The organism is Lutibacter citreus (assembly GCF_003260195.1).
Classification (GTDB): Bacteria; Bacteroidota; Bacteroidia; order Flavobacteriales; family Flavobacteriaceae; genus Lutibacter; species Lutibacter citreus.
The window spans coordinates 492,662-515,303 of record NZ_QEIH01000003.1 but is presented as its reverse complement, the minus strand read 5'-3'; the positions used below and the strand labels follow the sequence as shown (position 1 = coordinate 515,303).

General features: G+C 27.5%; 23 protein-coding genes. 17 read left to right on the top strand and 6 right to left on the bottom strand.

The window, feature by feature from the left end:
• Positions 1-45: 45 nt before the first annotated feature.
• Complete coding sequence (locus DAD81_RS08295) at positions 46-456, bottom strand: helix-turn-helix domain-containing protein (protein WP_111707786.1); 411 nt, start codon at positions 454-456, stop codon at positions 46-48.
• Positions 457-811: 355 nt separating this feature from the next.
• Between DAD81_RS08295 and DAD81_RS08290 the strand changes: the two genes are divergently transcribed.
• The 6 genes from DAD81_RS08290 to DAD81_RS08265 all read left to right on the top strand — a co-directional run bounded on the left by DAD81_RS08290 (position 812) and on the right by DAD81_RS08265 (position 7,619).
• Positions 812-1,909: a M14 family zinc carboxypeptidase gene (locus DAD81_RS08290; RefSeq protein ID WP_111707785.1), complete on the top strand. Its 1,098-nt coding sequence runs from the start codon at positions 812-814 to the stop codon at positions 1,907-1,909.
• A gap of 70 nt (positions 1,910-1,979) precedes the next feature.
• Complete coding sequence (locus DAD81_RS08285; RefSeq protein ID WP_111707784.1) at positions 1,980-2,459, top strand: Lrp/AsnC family transcriptional regulator; 480 nt, start codon at positions 1,980-1,982, stop codon at positions 2,457-2,459.
• 95 nt (positions 2,460-2,554) lie between these two features.
• Positions 2,555-4,558: an alpha-ketoacid dehydrogenase subunit alpha/beta gene (locus tag DAD81_RS08280; protein WP_111707783.1), complete on the top strand. Its 2,004-nt coding sequence runs from the start codon at positions 2,555-2,557 to the stop codon at positions 4,556-4,558.
• Between the two features lie 88 nt (positions 4,559-4,646).
• Positions 4,647-5,813 carry a PAS domain-containing sensor histidine kinase gene (locus DAD81_RS08275; protein ID WP_111707782.1) on the top strand — a complete coding sequence of 389 codons (1,167 nt, stop codon included), beginning with the start codon at positions 4,647-4,649 and terminating at the stop codon, positions 5,811-5,813.
• Complete coding sequence (locus tag DAD81_RS08270; protein WP_179950038.1) at positions 5,806-6,858, top strand: response regulator; 1,053 nt, start codon at positions 5,806-5,808, stop codon at positions 6,856-6,858. Before DAD81_RS08275 ends, DAD81_RS08270 begins: the two co-directional genes overlap by 8 nt.
• A 314-nt stretch (positions 6,859-7,172) precedes the next feature.
• Complete coding sequence (locus DAD81_RS08265; protein ID WP_111707780.1) at positions 7,173-7,619, top strand: hypothetical protein; 447 nt, start codon at positions 7,173-7,175, stop codon at positions 7,617-7,619.
• Positions 7,620-7,828: 209 nt separating this feature from the next.
• On the opposite strand, the gene DAD81_RS08260 is transcribed toward DAD81_RS08265, so the two are convergent.
• The gene (locus DAD81_RS08260) at positions 7,829-8,521 is read right to left on the bottom strand and encodes a pseudouridine synthase (protein WP_111707779.1); all 693 of its coding nucleotides are present in this window, start codon (positions 8,519-8,521) and stop codon (positions 7,829-7,831) included.
• Positions 8,522-8,662: 141 nt separating this feature from the next.
• Here DAD81_RS08260 and DAD81_RS08255 point away from each other — a divergent pair, with 141 nt between their 5' ends.
• Genes DAD81_RS08255 through DAD81_RS08235 form a run of 5 tightly spaced genes read left to right on the top strand, consistent with a single transcriptional unit; the run spans position 8,663 to position 11,372 of the window.
• On the top strand, positions 8,663-9,142 hold the full coding sequence (locus DAD81_RS08255) for a lipocalin family protein (protein WP_111707778.1): 480 nt from the start codon (positions 8,663-8,665) through the stop codon (positions 9,140-9,142).
• A gap of 3 nt (positions 9,143-9,145) precedes the next feature.
• A complete protein-coding gene (locus tag DAD81_RS08250) occupies positions 9,146-9,856 on the top strand; it encodes an OmpA family protein (protein ID WP_111707777.1) in 711 nt (236 codons plus the stop codon).
• Positions 9,857-9,871: 15 nt separating this feature from the next.
• Positions 9,872-10,642: a sulfite exporter TauE/SafE family protein gene (locus DAD81_RS08245; protein WP_111707776.1), complete on the top strand. Its 771-nt coding sequence runs from the start codon at positions 9,872-9,874 to the stop codon at positions 10,640-10,642.
• A 5-nt stretch (positions 10,643-10,647) separates the two neighbouring features.
• A complete protein-coding gene (locus tag DAD81_RS08240; protein WP_111707775.1) occupies positions 10,648-10,827 on the top strand; it encodes a CPXCG motif-containing cysteine-rich protein in 180 nt (59 codons plus the stop codon).
• A 38-nt stretch (positions 10,828-10,865) separates the two neighbouring features.
• Positions 10,866-11,372, top strand: a complete 507-nt coding sequence (locus tag DAD81_RS08235) for a DUF6933 domain-containing protein (protein WP_111707774.1) — start codon at positions 10,866-10,868, stop codon at positions 11,370-11,372.
• An 89-nt stretch (positions 11,373-11,461) separates the two neighbouring features.
• Here DAD81_RS08235 and DAD81_RS08230 read toward each other — a convergent pair whose 3' ends face one another.
• The gene (locus DAD81_RS08230) at positions 11,462-12,589 is read right to left on the bottom strand and encodes a TlpA disulfide reductase family protein (RefSeq protein ID WP_111707773.1); all 1,128 of its coding nucleotides are present in this window, start codon (positions 12,587-12,589) and stop codon (positions 11,462-11,464) included.
• Positions 12,590-12,878: 289 nt separating this feature from the next.
• Here DAD81_RS08230 and nfsB point away from each other — a divergent pair, with 289 nt between their 5' ends.
• Positions 12,879-13,532, top strand: a complete 654-nt coding sequence (gene nfsB, locus DAD81_RS08225) for an oxygen-insensitive NAD(P)H nitroreductase (RefSeq protein WP_111707772.1) — start codon at positions 12,879-12,881, stop codon at positions 13,530-13,532.
• 411 nt (positions 13,533-13,943) lie between these two features.
• Here the strand turns inward: nfsB and dinB are convergent, their stop codons facing one another.
• Positions 13,944-15,155 (bottom strand): DNA polymerase IV, encoded by a 1,212-nt coding sequence (dinB, locus tag DAD81_RS08220; protein WP_111707771.1) that lies wholly within the window; start codon positions 15,153-15,155, stop codon positions 13,944-13,946.
• On the bottom strand, positions 15,155-18,124 hold the full coding sequence (locus DAD81_RS08215; protein ID WP_111707770.1) for a DNA polymerase III subunit alpha: 2,970 nt from the start codon (positions 18,122-18,124) through the stop codon (positions 15,155-15,157). Before DAD81_RS08215 ends, dinB begins: the two co-directional genes overlap by 1 nt.
• Before the next feature lie 84 nt (positions 18,125-18,208).
• Here DAD81_RS08215 and DAD81_RS08210 point away from each other — a divergent pair, with 84 nt between their 5' ends.
• The 4 genes from DAD81_RS08210 (at position 18,209) to DAD81_RS08195 (ending at position 20,083) form a co-directional block, all read left to right on the top strand.
• Positions 18,209-18,427 carry a helix-turn-helix domain-containing protein gene (locus DAD81_RS08210; protein WP_111707769.1) on the top strand — a complete coding sequence of 73 codons (219 nt, stop codon included), beginning with the start codon at positions 18,209-18,211 and terminating at the stop codon, positions 18,425-18,427.
• Positions 18,428-18,437: 10 nt separating this feature from the next.
• A complete protein-coding gene (locus DAD81_RS08205; RefSeq protein ID WP_111707768.1) occupies positions 18,438-19,082 on the top strand; it encodes an SOS response-associated peptidase in 645 nt (214 codons plus the stop codon).
• Positions 19,083-19,295: 213 nt separating this feature from the next.
• Positions 19,296-19,610 carry a Dabb family protein gene (locus tag DAD81_RS08200; RefSeq protein ID WP_111707767.1) on the top strand — a complete coding sequence of 105 codons (315 nt, stop codon included), beginning with the start codon at positions 19,296-19,298 and terminating at the stop codon, positions 19,608-19,610.
• 83 nt (positions 19,611-19,693) lie between these two features.
• Positions 19,694-20,083 (top strand): hypothetical protein, encoded by a 390-nt coding sequence (locus DAD81_RS08195; RefSeq protein WP_111707766.1) that lies wholly within the window; start codon positions 19,694-19,696, stop codon positions 20,081-20,083.
• 38 nt (positions 20,084-20,121) lie between these two features.
• Here the strand turns inward: DAD81_RS08195 and DAD81_RS08190 are convergent, their stop codons facing one another.
• Positions 20,122-21,330: a multidrug effflux MFS transporter gene (locus DAD81_RS08190; RefSeq protein WP_111707765.1), complete on the bottom strand. Its 1,209-nt coding sequence runs from the start codon at positions 21,328-21,330 to the stop codon at positions 20,122-20,124.
• Between the two features lie 101 nt (positions 21,331-21,431).
• Between DAD81_RS08190 and DAD81_RS08185 the strand changes: the two genes are divergently transcribed.
• A complete protein-coding gene (locus DAD81_RS08185) occupies positions 21,432-22,031 on the top strand; it encodes a class I SAM-dependent methyltransferase (RefSeq protein WP_111707764.1) in 600 nt (199 codons plus the stop codon).
• Positions 22,032-22,642 lie beyond the last annotated feature (611 nt).

The window sequence follows — 22,642 nt, the reverse complement described above, 5'->3', positions numbered from 1 at the left end:
ATTTAATAAAAGGTTAAAAAGGCATCTGTAATGGATGTCTTTTTTTTATGGTGTATAATTTTTAAAACTTCCATCTTTAAAAAAGATTACAATTCTTTCAATCTCTTTTTCTTCTAAGTTGTTTGCAAATAATTCGGGTTGCTTAATTGTTTTGTCTTCAATATTGCTTTCAATTTCTTTAGTAATTGTTTCCGATTGTAAACTTGGAGTAGGTGTATTTTCAATCTTACTTTTTGGAAAAGTACCTACACCATTAAGTAGCCAATAAAGCTCAACTTCCGGGAATCCTTTTAAAACTTTTAAAACAAAATCTAAGCTAGGCTTATTTCTTCCGGAAAGTAAATGAGATATACTAGAACGTTGTACATCTAACTTTTCAGCAAAAGAAGAGGCTGAAAAATTAAAGTGATTCATAATTATTTTCAGTCTATTAGAAAACTCATCATTGTTTACCATTGTAACACTTTTTATTGTTTACAAAGGTAAATAAGTAGCGTGTAATAAAAAAGAATTCTTCTCTTTTTAATTTATCACATATATTTAGGTTAAACAAAAAGATTAAGTAAAAGTATTTAAGTAACTGTTTTTAAGATTATTAAAAAACAACTATAAACATCCCTTATAAAGTGAAAACTGTATTTAAAAGGCTTTGAGTTTTATAATTATAGATGTTTACAATTGTGTACTTTTTGATTTAAACAACTGTTTACAATTGTAACAACAACCTAGTTTACAATTGTAACATATCATTAAAATTCGTTAAATATATAAATACATTTTAATTCAATTAATTAACTCTTAAATTTGTACTATGAAAAATATAATACTTGAAAAACTTCAAAATTGGTATACTTCTAATTTTGAAAATAGAATTAATGGAAGAAGAATTTTGTTTGAAGATATTAAGCCTTTACTAAATAATGTATCAACTAAATTTAAAAAAGAAATAATTGGTTCTTCAGAAAACGGAACGTCAATTTATAAATTAACTATTGGTACTGGCTCAAAGAAAATATTGATCTGGTCTCAAATGCATGGAAATGAAAGTACGGGTACAAAAGCTATGTTTGATTTATTTAAATATCTTGAAGATGAAGAATTATCAAGTGAAATATTAAAAGAATGCACCATACAATTTATACCTCTATTAAATCCTGATGGAGCCGTTAAATTCACCCGAGAAAATGCAAATGATATTGATTTAAATAGAGATGCAGTAAATATTTTGGCGAAGGAAAGCAAAATACTTAGAGCTGTATTAGATGAATTTAACCCAAAATTCTGTTTTAATTTACATGACCAACGATCTATTTTTAATGTTGAGGGAACAGAAAATCCCGCTACAATATCTTTTTTAGCACCATCTATAAATGAAGAAAGAACGCTCACAACAGAGCGAAAAGAAACAATGAGTGTTATTGTGGCTATGAATTCATTATTGCAAAAGGTTATACCAAATCATATTGGAAGGTATACAGATGAATTTTACCCAACCGCTACAGGTGATAATTTTCAAAAATTGGGACATAACACCATATTAATAGAGGCAGGTCATTATGAAAATGATTATGAGCGAGAATCAACACGAAAATTTAATTTTTATGCGTTGGTAAAGGGATTACACTTTATCTCAAGTACCAATACTTATAATGATTACAAGGAATACTTTAATATTCCTAATAACGATAAATTATTTTTAGATATAATTTATAAAAATTTAAAAATTGAGGAAAATGGAGAAGAAAAAATAAAGGATGTTGGGATTCAATATAAATTTAAAGTTGAAAACAATAAATTAGAAAAATATAAATGTATTGAAAAGGTAGGTAATTTGTCCGAATATCATTCTTATAATGTTATTAATGGAGAAAAATTGAATTTTAATGAATTAAAATTGTCAAATTCGTAAATATTTAGTGTTAGAATCAGTTTTTTTTAATAAATTTGTCCAACAAAATTAAATTATCTTATAACTAGACATGAAAAAATTCATTTTAGACGAAATTGATCATCAAATTTTAGATATACTTATCGAAAACGCGAGAACACCTTTTACTGATATAGCTAAAAAACTTGTAGTTTCTGCGGGAACAATTCACGTAAGGGTTAAGAAAATGGAAGATGAAGGAATCATTAAAGGATCTACCTTAACATTAGATTACGAAAAAATGGGTTATTCATTTATCTCTCATGTGGGAATATATTTAGGGAAAACATCAAAAACAAAACAAGTTGTTAATGAGTTAAAAAATATTCCTAATATAACTATTGCATACATTACAGCAGGTAAGTATAATATTTTCTGTAAAATTAGAGCAAAAGATACAACACACGCAAAAGAAATTATTTTTGAAATTGATGATATTGATGGAGTTTCAAGAACAGAAACAATGATATCATTAGAAGAAAGCATTAATGATAAAACTAGATTAATGCACTCTATTTTTAGAGAAATCTAAACAAAATTAAATATTTTAAAAACACCTTATTACTTAGTAGTAAGGTGTTTTTTTTGTTGGTTTTTTATTACATTTGGGTATATCGTATATTTTATATGAGATCAAAGGATAAATCAATTAGGCCAATTTTATTTGATAAAAGAGATTTTACAAATGAACAATTAATTAATTTATATAAATTAATGTTGAAACCTCGAATGATTGAGGAAAAAATGTTGATTTTACTTCGGCAAGGAAAAATTTCAAAATGGTTTTCAGGTATTGGACAAGAAGCAATAGCCATAGGGGTTTCTGCTGCTTTAAGAAATGATGAATACATTTTACCAATGCATCGAAATTTAGGTGTGTTTACTTCAAGAAATATTCCACTTCACAGGTTATTTTCACAATGGCAAGGTAAAAAAAGTGGTTTTACAAATGGAAGAGATCGATCTTTTCATTTTGGATCACAAGAATATAAAATTGTTGGAATGATTTCTCATTTAGGCCCACAACTTGGCGTGGCTAATGGAATTGCTTTGGCAGATTTATTAAAAAAACAAAAAAGAGTTACTACTGTTTTTTGTGGGGACGGAGGAACTAGCGAAGGAGATTTTCATGAAGCATTAAATGTTGCTGCTGTTTGGAGTTTACCCGTTTTATTTTGTATAGAAAATAATGGTTATGGATTATCTACACCTTCAAGTGAGCAATTTAAATGTGAAAATATTGCAGATAAAGGAATTGGTTATGGGATTGAAAGTCATATAATTGAAGGGAATAATATTTTAGATGTATTTTATAAGGTAAATAAATTGGCAAAGAAAATTAGAAAAAAACCAAAGCCAATTCTTTTAGAGTTTAAAACATTTAGAATGAGAGGGCATGAAGAGGCTAGTGGAACCAAGTATGTACCGCAGGATTTATTAGATAATTGGGGAAGGAAAGATCCAATTGAGAATTTTCATAATTTTTTAAGACAAGAAGAAATTCTTACAATAGCACAAGATGTTTTAATTAAAGAAACAATAATTCATGAAATTAATGAACATTTAAAAATAGCTTTTGCAGAAGATGATATTTCATCAACAATAGAAGATGAATTGAGAGATGTTTATAAACCTATAAATGTTATTGAGTTTATACCTAATAATAAGTGTGAAAAAATCAGATTAATAGATTCTATTTCATTAGGGTTAAAACAATGTATGCAGCATAATAATGAACTTATTATTATGGGGCAAGATATTGCAGAATATGGAGGTGTTTTTAAAGTTACAGATGGTTTTTTAGAAGAATTTGGCAAACAAAGAGTTAGAAACACACCAATTTGTGAGTCAAGTATAATTGAAGCTGCTTATGGACTTTCTATTAAAGGAATAAAATCTGTAGTTGAATTACAGTTTTCAGATTTTATAACTTCTGGCTTTAACCCGGTAATTAATTTGTTGGCAAAATCTTTTTATCGTTGGAAACAACCAGCGGATATTGTTCTAAGAATGCCGTGTGGTGCTGGTGTTGGTGCGGGGCCTTTTCATAGTCAAACAAATGAAGCTTGGTTTACAAAAACTCCTGGATTAAAAGTTGTTTTTCCAGCTTTTCCATATGATGCAAAAGGACTACTAGCTACTGCTATTGAAGATGAAAATCCCGTATTATTTTTTGAACATAAATTATTGTACAGAACTATTTACCAAGATGTTCCAACAGATTATTATACAATTCCTTTAGGAAAAGCATCTATTGTAAATAAAGGTAAAGATATTACAATAATTGCTTATGGAGTAGCTGTACATTGGGCTTTAGAAGTTGTTAAAGACAAACATATTTCAGCTGATGTGATTGATTTAAGAACTCTTCAACCTTTAGATACTGATTCTATTTTTAAATCTGTTAGAAAAACAGGAAAAGTGTTAATTATTCAAGAAGATACATTGTTTGGAAGTATCTCTTCAGATATTTCAGCTTTAATTTCTGAAAACTGTTTTCAATTTTTAGATGCACCTATAAAAAGAATTGGAAGTATTGAAACTCCAATTCCATTTGCTAAAAACTTAGAAAATATTTACTTACCAACGGATAATATATATTCAGAGATTATGTATTTATTTAATTATTAATACAATATAATTTAATATTCACTGATTTAAATCATACAATTAACTACTTATTACGTTTATTTTTAAAAAACGTAATTTTTAATTATTTATGCCTTTAAAAGAAGAAACTGCATTTTATAAAGTTTGCTTTAACTCTATGCTTGTGGGCATATTAGTTTGTAACAAAAAAAAAGAAATTATACTTTCTAATAATCCTTTATCCCAAATTTTTGGTTACCCTTCAAATGATTTACATTATAAAAATGCTGATTTACTTTTTGATAATAAAAATTTATTGAATGAATTTATTCAAAATCCTTCTGATAATAAATATAAAACAGTAATTGAATGTTTTGGTTTAAAAAAAGATGGAGGTAAAATACCGCTAGAATTAAGTTTTGGAAGAATTGAATATGTTGGTGAAAATTATTATAAAGCTCTTATAACTGATATTTCTGAACGTAAAGCAAAAGAAGAGAAAATAACAACTAAAAATTTTCAACTTGAAAAAGAAGTTGAATTAAGAAATATAGAATTAGAGAATGTTATTAAAAAATTAAAAAACTCGTTAAATAAAGAAATTGAATTAAATAATTTAAAAACTAGCTTTATTAGTCTTGCTTCACACGAATTTAAAACTCCTTTAAGCGCTATTTTAACTTCTGCAGAGTTAATTGTAAAATATGCTCATTTAGCAAAAACAGAAAAAATAAATGAACATTTATATAAGGTTAAAAAGCTAATAAATTATTTAAATGAAATGGTAGATAGCATTTTAACGCTAGAGAATATTGAGTGTGGAAAAATTATCCCGTTATATATTAAAATCAATTTAGATGAATTTATTAGTAGAATTATAAAAAGTTCAAAACCATTATTGTTAAAGAATCAAAAAATAATATTTACATCAAATTGCGAAGAATATATATACCAGGATGCCAAAATACTTGAAATCATAATTTCTAATATATTATTTAATGCAATAAAATATTCAAAAGAAAATGGAATTATAAAAATTAGCTGCTCTTTTAATAAATCATACTTAATTCTTCAAATTGAAGATGATGGAATTGGTATTCCCAAGAAAGATCATGATTTTATTTTTAAACGTTTTTTTAGAGCTAAAAATGCTAGTTATTTTCCAGGTACAGGAATTGGATTAAATATTGTTAAAGGTTATGTAGATTATTTTAAAGGAATTATTTCCTTTAAAAGTGAAGAAAATAAAGGAGCAATATTCAATGTTCAACTTCCTAAAATTAAGAACTATGAATAAAAAAATTCTACTTATAGAAGATGATAAAAATGTTAGAGAAAACACATCAGAAATACTTGAATTAGCAAATTATTCTGTTAAAACGGCTGAGAATGGTAAAACTGGAATTTCTATAGCAAATTCCTTTTTGCCAGATATTATTATTTGTGATATAAAAATGCCAGTTTTAGACGGTTATGGAGTACTTCAAATTATATCCAAAAATCAAAAGTTAAAACACATTCCTTTTATTTTTCTTTCGGCTAAAACACATTATGATGATTTAAGAAAAGGTATGGAGTTTGGCGCTGATGATTATATTTGCAAACCTTTTGAAGAATCTGAATTATTAAGAGCAATTGAAAGTAGATTAAAAAGAGCAAAAGTACTTAAAAATAAAGGTAGTTTTAACACTAGAAATGAATTAGAGCTCTTTGATAATTTCAAAAATATTAAAGATTTAAAGCAATTATTAGAAGGTAAAAAACTGTTTAATTATAAAAAAAATGAAACCATTTATTGCGAAGGAAATAGAAGTAATTTTATTTTTTTAGTAAAAAATGGATGCGTTAAAACATACAAAAACAATGAGCTAGGTAAGGAGTTAATTACAGGCTATTATTCAGAAAATCAGTTTTTTGGGTATTCATCATTTGTAAAACAATTACCTCATTTTGAGAATTCAAAGACAATTACTGCTACACAATTATATAAATTAACCAAAGAAGAAATAAAATTAATAATGGATTCAAATCCAGATGTTTTATTTAGTCTTATAGAATTGTTATCTAGTAAATTAGAGGAATCTAGAAAAAGATCTTTATTATTAGCTTATTCGTCAGTTAGAAAAAAAACAGCAACAATTCTTTTACACCTTTTAACAGAATATCCAGATAAATCTAAAAATGAAATCTCAATTAACCGAAGTGATCTAGCCAGTACTATAGGTATTGCTAAAGAGACGTTAATTAGGACTTTACATGATTTTAAGGAAGAAAAGTTAATTGATCTAAAACCAAGATCAATTAAAATATTGAATAAAAATAAACTTCAAAACATTCACTAAAATTGACTATAATCAATTAATATATTGATTGTAATCATTGTGTATTTTGGTGATATCTAATAAATTAGCTACTATAATTTAGATGTTAAAATTAAAGAAATAAGGAAAAGAAGAAGAAGAAGATTAATTCAGAAATAATCAAATCTACATTTTAAGGTGGAGAGCAAAATAGTTAATTATTATACATTTATAAAATTGGTTATTTTAAAAATGAATTGCTCTGGTTAATTGAAGAGTTAAGATTCTACTGAATCCGAAGTGTTTTTAAAACAATGCTTCGGATTCTTTAAAATTAAAATTGAAAACTAAGCGTTATGAAAAAAAATATTTTAGTAAATAAGTACACATTTTTTAAAGATAGCATTCTTCATTTACAAGATGAAACTACAGAGTGGATTTCTGAAATAAAATTTATTGCGGTAGAGCAAAATTTTTTAAAAGAAATGCTTGAAAGTTATATTTTAAAATTTTGTAGAGGAGATAGATTTAATAAAGCCAAGCTATTATTGAATAGTTTAAATATTGAAGGTGAATTTGATGAACAATTACAAGAATCTTTAAGAGAGCACAGAGTAAATCTAGCTTTATTAATTGAGGATATATATCTTAAAAAAGAAGAAGATTTTAGAGAAAATCATAAACAATTACGATTAGAAGTTAGTAATTACATTCAAAATTTTAGATGTATAAAAGAGCAGGTTTTTGAGCTTACTCTTTTAGTTATGAAAATTGAAAAGCAAAAAGAAGCAATAACTAAATAAATTTATAATTATTATAAACCGTTTTTAGTCTTTAATAATATTGAGTATTGTATGTAAAATAATTAATACGTTTTGTTTAGGTGTTAACGTGACATTTATTTTTAATTATTTTTAAATTTTTATGAAGTTATTATATTTTTTGGGGTGAAATATATGATTTTAAAAAAATGATACAATTTTCAAAAAGGTTAAATATTAAAAGCGGTTTTTTAAATAGACCACTTAAATTTATTAAGTATATAATTCCAGTTTTTTGGTAAACTGGCAACAACAGAAATTTTCTCATTATTAATAGGATGTTTAAAATTTAATGAATAAGCGTGTAAAAATAAATTTCCACAATTAAATTCTTTTTCAAACATTCTATTATGAAATCTATCTCCATATTTAGTATCCCCAACAATTGGGTGGCTTACTTTGTTCATATGAATTCTTAATTGGTGCATTCTGCCAGTAAATGGAGTTAATTTCACTAAACTATATCTTGAAAAATCGTAAGGATGAACAGGTATTTTTAATTCAATTTTATTTAAAATATCACCGTGAGTTTCAGCCTCTTTATAAACTTTTGTATCTGGGTTTTTAACAGGTGTATTAATAATTTTATTACCTTCAAAATAACCTCTAACAATACCAAAATATTCCTTTTTAAGTATATTTGAGTTAAATAACTCTTGAAATACAGCTACTGTTTCTTTCTTTTTTGACAGTGCAATTACTCCAGATGTTTTTCTATCTAGCCTATGAATTGGATATAATGTTTGGTTTAATTCATCTTTTAATAGATCTAAAAGAGTTGGTTCTTTAATATTTCTAGCGTAGTAAGAGTTGTGTACCAGAACGTTATTAGGTTTATTAACTATTACAAAATAATCATCTTCAAATAAAATTTCAATATGCATTTAGCAAATATAAATAAACAATTATTTACCAAATGAATTATAATATTTTTTAATGAAGTTCCATGATATATGTTAATGATAATATTTATCTTTGTAGCCTAATACTAACCCAATAAATTTTTTAACTAAATTATTAATAAAATGAAAAAAATTATTTTTCTAACAGTTCTCGTATGTGGTATTCTTGCCTCTTGTGGAACATCAAAAACAGTTAGAACGTCAAAAAAAATTATGAAAGGTGAGTGGACCCTAAATGATGTATCATATGATAAGTATGGAACATTTAGAATTACTTTTTTCGATGATGCAACAAAAGATTGTATGATTGGAAGTGATTGGAAATTTATTCCAAACAACAACACAGGAATTTACACAATTAACAACGCTAATTGTATTACAGGTAATCGTGATTTTATTTTTACAATTGATGAAATTAACGAAGAAACAGGATTGTATGACTTTTTGTTAAAACCTGTTGATGGTAAAGGAAAATCTGCATCTAATAGAGGTTATAGACTAAAACTAATCCAATTGTCTGATACAAATATGGTTTGGGAACAAGCAGCTTCTTTAGATGGAAAAACAATTAATATGACTTTAAAATTTTCAAAAAAAAACTAAATAATGAAATCAATAACTAAAAAAATATCTATAGTAATTTTATCAGTAGGAATGGCAATAAATTTTAGTAGCTGTGAAGCAACTAAAAATGCTAATAATAAACAAAAAGGTGCTGCTATTGGTGCTGCAGGAGGAGCAATTTTAGGCGCAATTCTTGGAAACAATATAGGAAAAGGTGGTAATGGAGAGTTAGGTGCTGTTATTGGAGGTGTAGTAGGTGGTGGAGCAGGAGTGCTTATTGGTAAAAAAATGGACAAACAAGCTCAGAAGATTGAAGAAGAAATCCCTGGAGCTGTGGTTGAACGTATTGATGATGGAATTGTAGTAACTTTTGATGAAAATAGTGGTGTACACTTTGCTACTAACAAATACGCAATTGTAGGTGAATCAGAAGTATTACTAAACAAACTTTCATCTATTTTACAAGAATACCCTGATACAAATGTACTTGTAGTTGGCCATACAGATAGTACTGGTTCAGACACTTACAATATGACACTTTCTCAAAACAGAGCAGAATCTGTAACTAATTATTTTACAAAAACTAAAAGTTTAAATGCTGCAAGGTTTACAACTAAATGGTTTGGAGAAGAACAACCAGTAGCTGATAATAATACTGAAGAAGGTCGTTCAAAAAATAGAAGAGTAAATATTGGAATTGTACCTAATGAAAAAATGAAAGAAGAAGCTAAAAAAGAAGCTGGTTCTAATTAATTTTAAAAATATTGTATGCTTGTAAATTTCATTAATGAAATTACAAATTTTCAATTAACAAATTTTCAATGGCTTTTAGCCTTTTTAGGTTCCTTTTTTTTAGGACTTAGCAAGGCGGGAATAAAAGGAGTTGGCGTTATTATAGTCACTATAATGGCCATTGTATTCGGTGGAAAATCATCAACGGGAGTATTAATTCCGATGATGATTTTTGCTGATATATTTGCCGTAATATATTACCATAGACATACCCAATGGGAATATTTACTAAAACTTTTACCTGCCATGGTTGTAGGTGTTTTGTTAGGTGTTTTAATAGGTAATGATATTTCCGATATTGTTTTTAAACAGACAATGGCTGTTTTAATTTTAGGCATTGTTCTTTTTATGATTTATATGGAAAGAAAAAAATCGGATGAGATTCCTAAAAATCGATTTTTCTCTTTAAGTATGGGGCTAATTGCCGGTTTTACTTCTATGATTGGAAACTTAGCTGGCGCCTTTTCAAATATTTACTTTTTAGCCATGCGTTTACCAAAAAATCAATTTATAGGTACGGCAGCTTGGTTGTTTTTTATTATAAATGTTTTTAAATTGCCTTTTCATATATTTGTTTGGAAAACAGTTTCAGTTCAAAGTTTGGCTTTAAACATTTTTTTGATACCTGCCATTGTAATTGGTTTTTTTGCAGGTATAAGTTTAGTGAAACTTATTAATGATGAGTTATATAGAAAATTCATTTTAATAGTTACTGCAATAGGAGCTCTTATTATTTTATTTAAATAATTTTTATGGAAGAATACTTTTTTCAATGTTCGTATTGCTGGGAAGAGGTATCTATTCTACTAGATACATCAATTACAAATCAAACATATGTTGAAGATTGTGAGGTTTGTTGTAATCCTTTAGAGTTTAATGTTTGTTTTAAAAATGGAGAACTTGTAAACTTTTCTGTAAATTTAGTTCAGTAGAATTAAATCATCTCATCTAATTAATTATAATTAAGCTTATGACAAAGGTTTATACATCTAAAAAACTTGAGAAAATAATAAAAAAGAGAATTGTGGAAAATTCTCTTGATGTAGAAAATATTTTCGGCAAATGGAATGCTTCTTTATTTTATATTGCCCGAAAAAAATGCTTAATTTTTGTAAACTCAAAAAGTTTCTATTCTGTTATAATTCCCAAATTTTCAATAAGTGAATTAGGTAAAATAGATCAACTTTTTCTTGAGAATTTTTACCAACAATTAATTTTTGAAAAAATAGATGTTGATTTAGAATTTATAGTTAAAAATATAGGTAAACTAAGTTTTCATCATACAGATAATGATAGAAAGATAACAGGAATAATAAATTATCATATTTCAAATGTTGATTATTTAAAATATGATTATGAAATTTTTAATTCTGCCGTAATTAGAGAATTAACTAATAAACTAAATTTAATTCCTTTTAAACAATTAGGATGGAAAAATCCGAATGTGGTAATGAATGAAATACTAAAAAGTGATTAAACTACTATGGGTAAGCTATTTACAATGTAAATTGAATTAACGATCTGAAAAGTTTATTTTACAACCGGTACTATTCTTTTTTTTAATTATTATCTACAAATACTTTTTAACTCTTTATTTAACCTAGAAAAAGATATTTTTCGGTCAATAATTCCACCATTTCCATCAATTAAAACCATATGAGGAATGGATGATACATTATACATATATGCAATTCTAAAATTATCGTCATAAATATGGTTCCAATCAAGAATTTGATCTTCAGCAAGACCACTTTTCCAGGAATTTCTATTTTTATCTTCTGAAATAGTAATTATATCAAAACCTTTATTCTTGTATTTCATATACAATGAACGTATTTGAGGTGTAACTTGTCTACAAGGACCACACCAAGAAGCCCAAAAATCTAATAATACAGCTTTCTTACCTTTTAATATTGAAGCTAAATTTAAATCTGAACCATTTAAAGACTCTCCAGAAAACATAGGAGCCAATTGTCTTTTTACCACAGCTTTTGCTAATTTTTGTTCATTTTTTAATTTTATAGCTTTTAGTTCACTCAATTTCAGTTGAACAGAAGTGCTTAATTCCGGGTTACTTAAAGTAGCAGTTAATTCTTCAATTTTTTGAGTATTTTCAATACTTAACTGATTGTTTTTTAGTAAGTCTTGAATTATTATAGTTTTAATTGGATTGAAGTTAATAGTATTCAAGGAGTTCATTTTATACGTTAAAATACTTTTATTAATTGAATCTAAACTCTTGTTTAAATCATTTCCTTTAGAATCTTTTAATTTTCCGTACTCGTTAATTAGTAGTAATTTAGACTGATTTACCTGATCTAAGCCTTCAATATAAGAATTGTATGATTGCTGAGATTTTCCACCAAAAATAAGCTGCTTTTTTGAAGAGGCGTATAATTGGTAATCCACGTTTTCTAATACAAATGGAATGGTCAATTCATCTTGTTTTAATTGTATAGATGCAAATTGAATAGTTTCTGAATTTCCTGAAATTTCAAAGTAATTATTTTTAATTGAAGCAGAATCAATAAGTATATTGTTGTTATTAAATAAATACGCTGTTTTAGAAACTGCATTAGGAACATTTCCATGAATGGTATATCCTTCAATTATTTTAGCTTCTTTTTTATCAGTGCAAGATGTTATTATTAATAAAAAAAGAACAGTACTTATAATTTTAGCAATCTTAATCATTTTAGGTATTTTATACAATTATACGGAAAAATATTTTTCTTAATTAGTAAATAGTTTAATTGAAGTATTATAAATTATTGAACTTGCGCATTAAAACAACTTAAATTAGCTAATAACTTTATTTTTATAGTTAAAATTTCACACACTTATACAGCATAAAATCAAATGGATGAATATTTATTTTTAATACTATCCTTTTTAACCGTTATTGCACAGTAATTATACTACACATACTTTTGTCACTATATTTTTGATAGTATAATTAAAACTATATAAAATAATTATTAAAATGAACTTAACCAAAATATTAAATAATCGTTATTCAGTAAAAGAATTTGATGCTACTAAAAAAATCTCAGATTCAGATTTTGAGCAGATAAAATCCATATTACGTTTATGTCCGTCCAGTGCAAACTTACAACCTTGGCATTTTTTAATTGCAGATACAACAGAAGGTAAAGAGCGAATTGCTAAAGGTACGCAAGGATTTTTTAAATTAAATACCCCTAAAGTTTTAGATGCATCACACGTAATTGTTTTCGCTGTACGTACAGATGTGGACGAGACATATATGAAAAGCATATTAGAGCAAGAGGATAAAGATGGTCGTTTTACGGAGAAAGAATTTAGAGACCAAATGCATGGTGGTCGTTTGTTATTTACAAATATTCACCGCTTCGATCTTAAAGATTTACCACACTGGCTAGAAAAACAAGTGTACTTAAATATGGGCGCCCTTTTATTAGGTGCAGCTAGCTTAGGTATTGATGCTTGCATAATGGAAGCTTTAGATTTAAAAGCTCTGGATGAAGAGTTTGGTTTACGCGAAAAAGGCTTCAAAGCTTTAACGGTAGTGTCTTTAGGGTACAGAAAAGAGAGTGATTTTAATGTAAAACTACCAAAATCAAGATTTTTAGAAAAAACAATTATCACACAATTATAATCAATCTTAAAACTATAGAAATTATGAAAAAGTTTTTTTAAACTATTGGCGAAATTATTAAAGTCTTATTGGTTGCGGTAGTAATTATATATTTCTTTTTACCAAAGGTTCTATTGAAAATGCATCACATTCACCCCAATTAGAAGTCCCAGAGGAAGTAGCAAACGATATTAAAAAATTCATCTCAAAAACTAAATAAACTATAATAACTAATACAAAAATTAAGTACGCTGCCAAAGCATAAATATTTTGTTTTAATATAGAAATACCAGAAATAAATGCTGGGCATTACATTAAGCGATTATAATTAAATTCATAACCGCTTTTTTTATTGAAATAAGATATAAATAGAAAATTCTGGTGTAAATACCTTTACAAACCAATTCAGCCATATGATTAAAAAAAAATATTTTATTTCCTTCTGTTTGCTAATAGAGGAGGAGGCTCTCCATTAAAAGGATTCCAACGAGAAATACTTTTAGCATCAATCCCTGAAGCGCGAATTACAGCTCTATCTCCATAACGCTCACGCATTTTATCCATAGCTTGGTACAGATTAATAATCTTATCATTATCTTCAAATATATTAATTTGGTGTCCGCCATTCACCAAATGACTAAACCTAATACCTACTAACCTTACCAATAATCTACGTTGGTATAAAGATTTAAAGAGGTCTTTAATAATGGGGATTATGGTATGATCTGAAGCGCTATACGGAATACGTTTTTGTTTGGTATATGTTTGAAAATCTGAATACCTAATTTTAAATGTAACACAGGCTGTTACTTTGTTTCCTCTTCTTAATTGATAAATTAAATTTTCTGCCATAGCAACTATTATGCTGTCTAGTTTAGTTACATCGGTAGTGTCTTTTTCAAAAGTGCGTTCTGTTGAAATTGATTTACGTTCGTGGTATCTAATTACAGGACTGTTATCTATACCATTTGCTTTTTTCCAAATAGCAGCACCATTTTTACCAAAAACTCTACTCATCATTTCAATGGGCATTTCCTGAACGGTTTTAATTCGTTTAATCCCTAAATCGCACAATGAATTATAGGTTTTTTCTCCAACCATAGGGATTTTACGAACCGAAAGCGGCGCTAAAAATGGTTTTTCAGTTCCTGTATTAATTTTTAGCTCATTATTAGGTTTTGCTTCGCCTGTAGCTATTTTTGAAACGGTTTTATTAGCCGATAATCCAAAGGAAATTGGCAATCCTGTTTCTTTCATAATTCGTTGGCGCAATTCTGTAGCTAATTGATGGCATCCAAAAAATTTATCCATTCCTGTTAAATCTATATAAAATTCATCTATTGAAGATTTTTCATACAGCGGAACACTGTCTTTTACAACATCAGTTACCAGTTTAGAATATTTAGTATAAATCCCCGAATTACCTCTTAAAACAATTGCTTCGGGGCAAAGTTGTCTTGCCATACGCATAGGCATTGCTGAATGAACGCCGTATTTACGAGCCTCATAACTACAACTAGCAACAACACCTCTGTCTGATGTTCCGCCAATAAGTACGGGCTTATTATTTAATCTGCTATCTATTAAACGTTCACAAGAAACAAAGAACGTATCTAAATCCATATGTACAATTGATCGTTCCATTATAGTGCTTTTTCTGTTGGTTCATCGGTATATCTCGGATCTTGAATAATGGCTAATTTTTCAAAATAAGTTACTTCAATACTAACACAATCAAATTCAGCAACTACTTTGCCTTCTATTTTATAAATACCATTTCCTTTAAAACGGTATTTATTTGCTACTTGTGGAAAATGAACAGTATCTATATGGTCTCCTTTTACATCTACAAAAGTTCCAAAATACATTAAATCGCCTTTTGAAGTTATAGTGTGTTTTGCAGTTACATAATAGCCGTAAATAGTAACGTTTTTATGAATATAGCTTAGTAAATCATTTGCAAATACATTTTGTTGTAAAGGCTTGGTTAACAGCTTAAATGGACTACAAAGAGGAAAGCCAATGTATTGTAATTCATCAAAAGCATCTTCTAATTTGGTACTTTCCAATTCTGGAGTTTTATAGGTTATTTTTTCAGATTTAAAAAGTGTTACAACATTTTCTGTTAAGTTCACTTTATTTACTTTCATATATGCTTCCCATAATAATTCTCGTTTGTTTCGCCCCGTAAATTGAAAAGCATTTATTTTAATTAAAATTGAAATTTGTTCTAATGAAATAGGCACTCTATCAATAAAATCATCTAAATCTTTAAAATACCCGTTTGCAATCCTTTCTTCAATTATTTTTTTTGAATTAGACGCTTCAAAAGAATGTAACATCATAAACCCTAAATAAATAGTATTTTGTTCAATGTAATTCCTTGTATATGATTTATTTATATGAGGACCGCTTATAATTGCTCCATTCATAATTGCTTCGTGAATATAGTATTCTGGACGGTAAAATCCACCGCCATTATTAAGTGTTGCAACCATATATTCTAAAGGAAAATAGGCTTTTAAAAACAAACTTTGATAACTTTCTACGGCGTAAGAAGCAGAATGACCTTTGGCAAAAGCATAGCCTGCAAAACTCTCTATTTGTCGCCATATTTCAGAAGTAAGTTCTAAAGAATGACCTTTATTTTTACAATTTTCAAAAAACTTATTTTTCACTTTTGAAAACTCATCTCTAGATCTAAATTTACCGCTCATTCCTCTTCGCAGCATATCTGCTTCGCCCAAAGTTAAACCACCAAAATAGTGGGCCACTTTTATAACATCTTCTTGGTACACCATTACTCCGTAGGTTTCGGGCATAATATCTAATAAAATAGGATGTGCATCTTTTCTTCGTTTTGGATCTCTATAGCGGTGTATATATTCACGCATCATCCCAGATTTTGCAACACCTGGGCGAATTACAGAACTTGCCGCAACCAAGCCTAAATAATTGTCTACTTGTAATTTTTTTAACAGCATACGCATTGCAGGAGACTCCACATAAAAACAGCCAATTGCTTTTGCATTTCGTAAAATATGTTTAATCTTTTCATCTTCTTTAAAGCGCTTAATATCGTGTATATCAATAGGAGGGAGCTTAGGATGATTGTATTTTACAATATCTACTGTTTCACGAATTTTACCCAATCCTCGCTGACTTAAAATATCAAATTTGTACAATCCAACATCTTCTGCAGCCACCATATCAAACATTGCTGTTGAAAAACCTTTTGGAGGTAAAAACGTTGCTGTGTAATAATTAATTGGTTTTTCTGAAATAAGAATTCCACCTGCGTGTAAACCTAAATAATTAGGGAATCCTTTAATTAATTTACTGTATACCAACACCAACCGAGACATGTTATCAATTTTTTGAACATTAAAATTCCCCGTAGTTAGTTTATCAATTTCTTCTTTGGGTAAACCAAATACTTTGCCCATTTCACGTATAGAAGCCTTGTATTTAAAGGTGTTGTAAACGGCAATTAAAGAAGTATGTTTAAAATGTTTAAAAATAAAGTTCATAATATCATCTCTATTTCGCCACGAAAAATCAATATCAAAATCTGGAGGATTGGTTCTATAAAGATTTATAAAACGCTCAAAATATAAATCCAATTCAATAGGGTCAACATCAGTAATTCGTAGTAAATAAGCTATAATACTGTTTGCACCGCTTCCTCTACCAACATAGTAATACTCTTTGCTACGTGCATATTTTAAAATTTTCCAATTGATTAAAAAGTAGGAAACAAATTGTTTTTCTTTAATAATTTTAAGTTCTTTTTCTAAACGTTCAAATACCCGTTTTCCAATTCGTTTATACCTATAATTTAAGCCTTTATAAGCCAATTTTTTCAACAGTTTAAAATCTAACTCCTTATTGCCAGTATATGTTTCTTGATTTTTAGGTTTTGTACCCGAAAAATTAAATGAAATACTACAAGCATTCATTAATTTTAGTGTGTTATTAATAATTATAGGATATTCTTTATAAATACTTTTTAATACATTTTCAGGTATAAATACATCATTTTCAGAACCTTCTTCAGATTTAGGAAGTTTACTTAATAAGGTATTATTATCAATAGCTCTTAAAAGCCGATGTGTATTAAATCCTTTTTTATTTTGAAATGAAACCGTTTTTAAAATCACTAATTTTTCTTGTTGATGTCTCCATTTAGAAAGTCGTAATTGATTTAAATCAGAAGGTTTAATACCTATATATTCATTTTCATTTAATTCTGTAATATTATTTTTAAAAGGGTAGATGACAAAGGTGTTTGCTAGTTTTTTTGCTTTATTTGGAATTTTAAAATCTTTTGTGTGCAAAAATTCAGAAAGGTAATTATTGATACTGTGGTACCCTTTATTATTTGCTGCAAGAATTATAAACTTTTGAGCAGCTTTATTTCTAAAATCGACACCAAGTATTGGTTTTATTGCGTTTTTTGAAGCTAAACGAACAAACTCTAAATTAGATGATGTACTATTAATATCAGTTAAACAAACCGACGTTACATTTTGATCTAATAAACTTGAAATAAGTTCTTTAGGAGCTATAGTTCCATACCGTAAACTGTAATATGTGTGCGTATTAAGATACATCAATTCTTAAAAATTATTGTTTGAATTTATTTTTTGCTAAATTAGCCAATATATTTAGCGAGTGTTGCTAATATATTTAGCAATATGAAAATTTTAACAAAAAACATACGGTATATTAGAAAGCAAAGAGGTGTTTCTCAAGAGCTCTTTGCAGATGATTTAAGCGTTACCAGAGGTCGTATTTGTGCATACGAGTGTAATAAAGCAATACCAACCTTAGAATTTATAATTAAACTATCTGAATATTCAAAATTGAGTATAGATACCTTAGTTAAAGAAAATTTAGATAAATTAGAGCAATAGATTATAGCTTATGTGTTACCAAACTCGTTTAATTAAAAAAAGAGAAGAAATTGCAGAGCGATTCAATACAGAAATTGATGCGTTAAATGATTATGAACCTATTGAGTTTTGTAAGGCATTTAATTATCCCAAAACACCTGTTATTACAAAAGAAAACCCTTCTGAAATAAAATTTTTTAATTGGGGATTAATACCTCAATGGTCTAAAAGTGAAGAAATTAAACAGTACACATTAAATGCCAGAATTGAAACATTATCAGAAAAAGCTTCTTTTAAAAATGTGGTTAAAAACCGTTGTTTAATTATTGCTGATGGTTTTTACGAATGGCAATGGAAAAACAAATCTGGATATAAAAAAGAGAAGTATTTAATTACACTTCCAAATGAAAAATTGTTTGCTTTTGCTGGAATTTATTCCCAATGGGTAGATTTTAAAGGCAATACTACAAATACATATTCAATAGTAACTACACAGGCAAATGAATTAATGAGTACCATACACAATACAAAAAAACGTATGCCCGTAATATTAAAAGAAGAAGACGAATTAAACTGGCTAAACGGTACAGATTACAAGGATTTTGCATACCCATATACGTGTAAATTAATTGCAAAAAGCACCGAAAAAGATAACGGGCAATTTGGATTGTTCTAAAAAATAAAGTAACTATTTTTTTATTTTCAACAAGAGTAAATATGTTATTTTAAAACGTGTAAAAAACTGTAATTAAATACGTTGTAATTGTTTATGTCATTTAAAAATTTAAGTATTTTATTGTAGTAACATTTTTATTAAAGAAGAGTTGATTTATTTTCTAATCCCTATTTTTACAGAAATATTTAACAAATAAAAAATTAACATATTACTATGGACGAAAAATTTATACATATGGTTTTCTTTTGGTTAAAAAACCCAACAGATGCAACTGATAAACTAGAATTTGAAAAAGCAATAAATAAATTTTTAGAGACTTCAGTTTATGCCAAAAACAAACATTTTGGAGTACCTGCTAAAACCAACAGACCTGTTGTTGATAGTAGTTATACATATTGTTTAAAAGTAACTTTTGAAAATATTGAAGAACACGATAAATATCAAATAGAACCAGCTCATAAATTATTTATTGCTGAAGCCTCTAAATTATGGGGAAAAGTTTTAATTTTTGATTCAGAAAGTGTTTAAAAAACAACCGTTTTATTCAGTTTTATAAATTTGAAGTAAGTTAATAATTACGTATCTTAGTATAGGATTTCAAAAATATAATTATGACTGATATATCTGTTTTTTTAGCACAATTTTGGGGATGGTATATTGTAATTTTCTGTAGTTTACTTATTGTAAGACCCAAAAGAATGGCACAGCTATTAACTTTTGTTGAAGATGAAAAACATTTGGTTTTAACATCTTTATTAGCAATTATAATAGGCTTACTTAATATTTTAATTCATAATATATGGGAAGCTAATTGGAAACTAATTATTACACTTATTGGTTGGGCTTTTTTATTAGAAGGAATTGTCCGTTTTTCTTTTCCAAGAACTTCTTTAAAAACATTGAATGCCCTTAATGTTAAAATGACACCATATATATTAGTGGCACTTTTTATAATAGGTTTTTTCTTATTAAACAAGGCTTATCTTATTGTTCCTTATTAATAATTTTAACAATAAAACCTCCTTTAAATTAAAGATAATTAGCTTAAATTATTTTTCTTAAGGTAGCTGTTTATTATTTTTAAAACAATAATAGCCAAGCTACTACAAACTAAAAAACCTACAAATAGAGGTAGAGCTGTACCGTTAATATTTCGCCCAATAATAGCACTTATAGGTACTGCCATAATTGTAGAAATAAAACCAGTTACTGCTGCGCCAATACCAGCAATATGAGCAATTGGCTGCATTGCTAATGCTCTTAAATTTCCAAATAGAAATCCAATTGAAAAGAATTGAAGCGCAAAAAATGCTAAAAGAATTTCAATACTAGGGTTTTTACTATTATAAAACAGTACTATATAAAGTAAAGAAACTGTAAAAAACATATACAATGCTATAGTTGCAATTTTTTTCATCCCAAATTTAACAACTATAGATCCATTAGAAAGGCTAGAGGCTGCCATTGCAATAGCCAATCCAGAAAATAGATATGGAAATTCATCAACTAATTTATATTGATGTTGAAATATTTGTTGAGCTGTACTTAAATACACCATAAAAGAACCTGTTATAAAACCTGAAATAATAGTATAACCAATGGTTTGTTTGTATTTAAACAATTCTTTTGTACCATCTAAAATTAATGTTTTTGAGAATTTTATTCTATATTCAGGATGTAAAGTCTCTGGTTGTCGCAACCAAAACCAAACAGAAATTACAATTACAAAAACTAGCTGAAAATAAAAGATGGCTTCCCAATTATAAATGTCAAGCGCCAATTTACCTAAAGCAGGAGCGAAGGTTGGTACTAATAAAAACATAACTGTAATAAAAGACATGATTCTTGCCATGTAATCTCCACTAAAAGTATCTCTAACAATTGCAATACTTATTGTTCTTGCTGCAGAAAGCCCAATTCCTTGAAGAATTCTACCTATTACCATAACTTCAATAGATGAGGCATTTAAACAAATAAAACTAGCAATTATAAAGATCACAAAACCCACGTAAACTATTGGTTTTCTGCCTACTGAGTCTGAAATAGGACCAAATAATAAAGGACCAATTCCCAAACCTAAAAATATCATAATAATTAAAAGTTGATTCTCACTATCAGATTCAGTCCCTATAGAGTGTCCAATAACATCTAAAGCTGGGAGTAAAGCATCAATTGCAAGTGCTACAACCGACATTAAAGATGCCATTAAGGCTATAAATTCAAATTGAGAGATTTTCTTTTTTTGCATTGCGCAAATCTACATGAACTTAACCATTGCCAAGCAGTTTTATTATAATAAAAAGTAATTGTACTATTAGAATTTGTAATTTGCAACAACAAAATTAATTTATGCCTGTACAGTTATTAAAAGATTCTATTGAAGGAATTGATATTTATTTATTAGATCAGATTTTAAAAAATCGTTACCAAGCAAAAACTAAAATAGTAGATGCAGGTTGTGGAAATGGTAGAAATTTAAAATGGTTTTACAATTCAGGATTTACAATTTATGGAATTGATCAAAAATTGGATAATATAGAATATTGTAAAAATACGTACTCAAATCAAAAAAATCATTTTAAACAAGCAGTTGTAGAAAATATTCCTTTTGAAACTAATTATTTCAATCATGTTATATGCAATGCAGTTTTACATTTTGCAAAAGATTTAAGCCGTTTTTTAGAAATGTTTGAAGAATTACTCAGAATATTAAAACCTGAAGGAAGTTTATTTATTAGAATGGCTTCTAATTTTGGTATGGAAAACCAAGTGGAATATTTAAACAATGGGAATTATAAATTACCAGATGGCTCAACAAGGTTTTTATTAACTACTGAAATTTTAGAGTATATTCAGAATAAATTTAATTTTACTTTGCTAGAGGACGTTAAAACTACTATTGTACAAAATAAAAGATGTATGACTACATTGGTTCTAAAAAAGAGTTAGGGCTGAAGTAAAATATTCTATTTAACATAATATAAATTATAGTACAAATGTTATCATTTGGTTATTTAAGAGAGAAGTCCATTTGATAGCTATAATGTAGTATTATGTAAAATATCCCAGAAGCATTTGTTTTCATAAGAATAATTGGAACTTGGGTCATTAAACTAATAATCGGTTTGCTTCGCAGAGTTTTTTAAAACATTATGTATCTATAATTAGCCGTTATGTAAAATAGCCGCTACCAAGCGCTCGATTGTTTTATAAAATCAAATTGCTCTGGCAATTTATTTTACACACAATTATCCATCGCTTGCCAACGCCAAAATAAAAGCTAACCTTTTTACACTTATTAAAAATCGCGTCTTCGATAAAATGTACGTAATAAAAAATTTTAGACGATTCTCATGGATTGCCACAAGAGCTTAAATTTTATGAAATCGACTTTTTAGGAGATTCACGAACACATTTGAAGTTTCTGCAAATAATTAAATAAGTGAGTAAAAATAAAATTCTAAGCACTTACTATATTCTCTAATTATTATTTAATCTTTTTCTGATTGCAACTATTTAATATTATGTAAAATAGAAATTCAAGATTTGAACTTATAAAG

Coding starts and splice junctions, on each gene's coding strand:
- DAD81_RS08295 (WP_111707786.1), bottom strand. CDS start 456: ATGGTAAACAATGATGAGTTTTCTAATAGACTGAAAATAATTATGAAT.
- DAD81_RS08250 (WP_111707777.1), top strand. CDS start 9,146: ATGAAATCAATAACTAAAAAAATATCTATAGTAATTTTATCAGTAGGA.
- DAD81_RS08210 (WP_111707769.1), top strand. CDS start 18,209: ATGAAAATTTTAACAAAAAACATACGGTATATTAGAAAGCAAAGAGGT.
- DAD81_RS08245 (WP_111707776.1), top strand. CDS start 9,872: ATGCTTGTAAATTTCATTAATGAAATTACAAATTTTCAATTAACAAAT.
- DAD81_RS08290 (WP_111707785.1), top strand. CDS start 812: ATGAAAAATATAATACTTGAAAAACTTCAAAATTGGTATACTTCTAAT.
- DAD81_RS08280 (WP_111707783.1), top strand. CDS start 2,555: ATGAGATCAAAGGATAAATCAATTAGGCCAATTTTATTTGATAAAAGA.
- dinB (WP_111707771.1), bottom strand. CDS start 15,155: ATGGAACGATCAATTGTACATATGGATTTAGATACGTTCTTTGTTTCT.
- DAD81_RS08230 (WP_111707773.1), bottom strand. CDS start 12,589: ATGATTAAGATTGCTAAAATTATAAGTACTGTTCTTTTTTTATTAATA.
- DAD81_RS08205 (WP_111707768.1), top strand. CDS start 18,438: ATGTGTTACCAAACTCGTTTAATTAAAAAAAGAGAAGAAATTGCAGAG.
- DAD81_RS08200 (WP_111707767.1), top strand. CDS start 19,296: ATGGACGAAAAATTTATACATATGGTTTTCTTTTGGTTAAAAAACCCA.
- DAD81_RS08235 (WP_111707774.1), top strand. CDS start 10,866: ATGACAAAGGTTTATACATCTAAAAAACTTGAGAAAATAATAAAAAAG.
- DAD81_RS08265 (WP_111707780.1), top strand. CDS start 7,173: ATGAAAAAAAATATTTTAGTAAATAAGTACACATTTTTTAAAGATAGC.
- DAD81_RS08240 (WP_111707775.1), top strand. CDS start 10,648: ATGGAAGAATACTTTTTTCAATGTTCGTATTGCTGGGAAGAGGTATCT.
- DAD81_RS08215 (WP_111707770.1), bottom strand. CDS start 18,124: ATGTATCTTAATACGCACACATATTACAGTTTACGGTATGGAACTATA.
- DAD81_RS08270 (WP_179950038.1), top strand. CDS start 5,806: ATGAATAAAAAAATTCTACTTATAGAAGATGATAAAAATGTTAGAGAA.
- DAD81_RS08185 (WP_111707764.1), top strand. CDS start 21,432: ATGCCTGTACAGTTATTAAAAGATTCTATTGAAGGAATTGATATTTAT.
- nfsB (WP_111707772.1), top strand. CDS start 12,879: ATGAACTTAACCAAAATATTAAATAATCGTTATTCAGTAAAAGAATTT.
- DAD81_RS08190 (WP_111707765.1), bottom strand. CDS start 21,330: ATGCAAAAAAAGAAAATCTCTCAATTTGAATTTATAGCCTTAATGGCA.
- DAD81_RS08275 (WP_111707782.1), top strand. CDS start 4,647: ATGCCTTTAAAAGAAGAAACTGCATTTTATAAAGTTTGCTTTAACTCT.
- DAD81_RS08285 (WP_111707784.1), top strand. CDS start 1,980: ATGAAAAAATTCATTTTAGACGAAATTGATCATCAAATTTTAGATATA.
- DAD81_RS08195 (WP_111707766.1), top strand. CDS start 19,694: ATGACTGATATATCTGTTTTTTTAGCACAATTTTGGGGATGGTATATT.
- DAD81_RS08255 (WP_111707778.1), top strand. CDS start 8,663: ATGAAAAAAATTATTTTTCTAACAGTTCTCGTATGTGGTATTCTTGCC.
- DAD81_RS08260 (WP_111707779.1), bottom strand. CDS start 8,521: ATGCATATTGAAATTTTATTTGAAGATGATTATTTTGTAATAGTTAAT.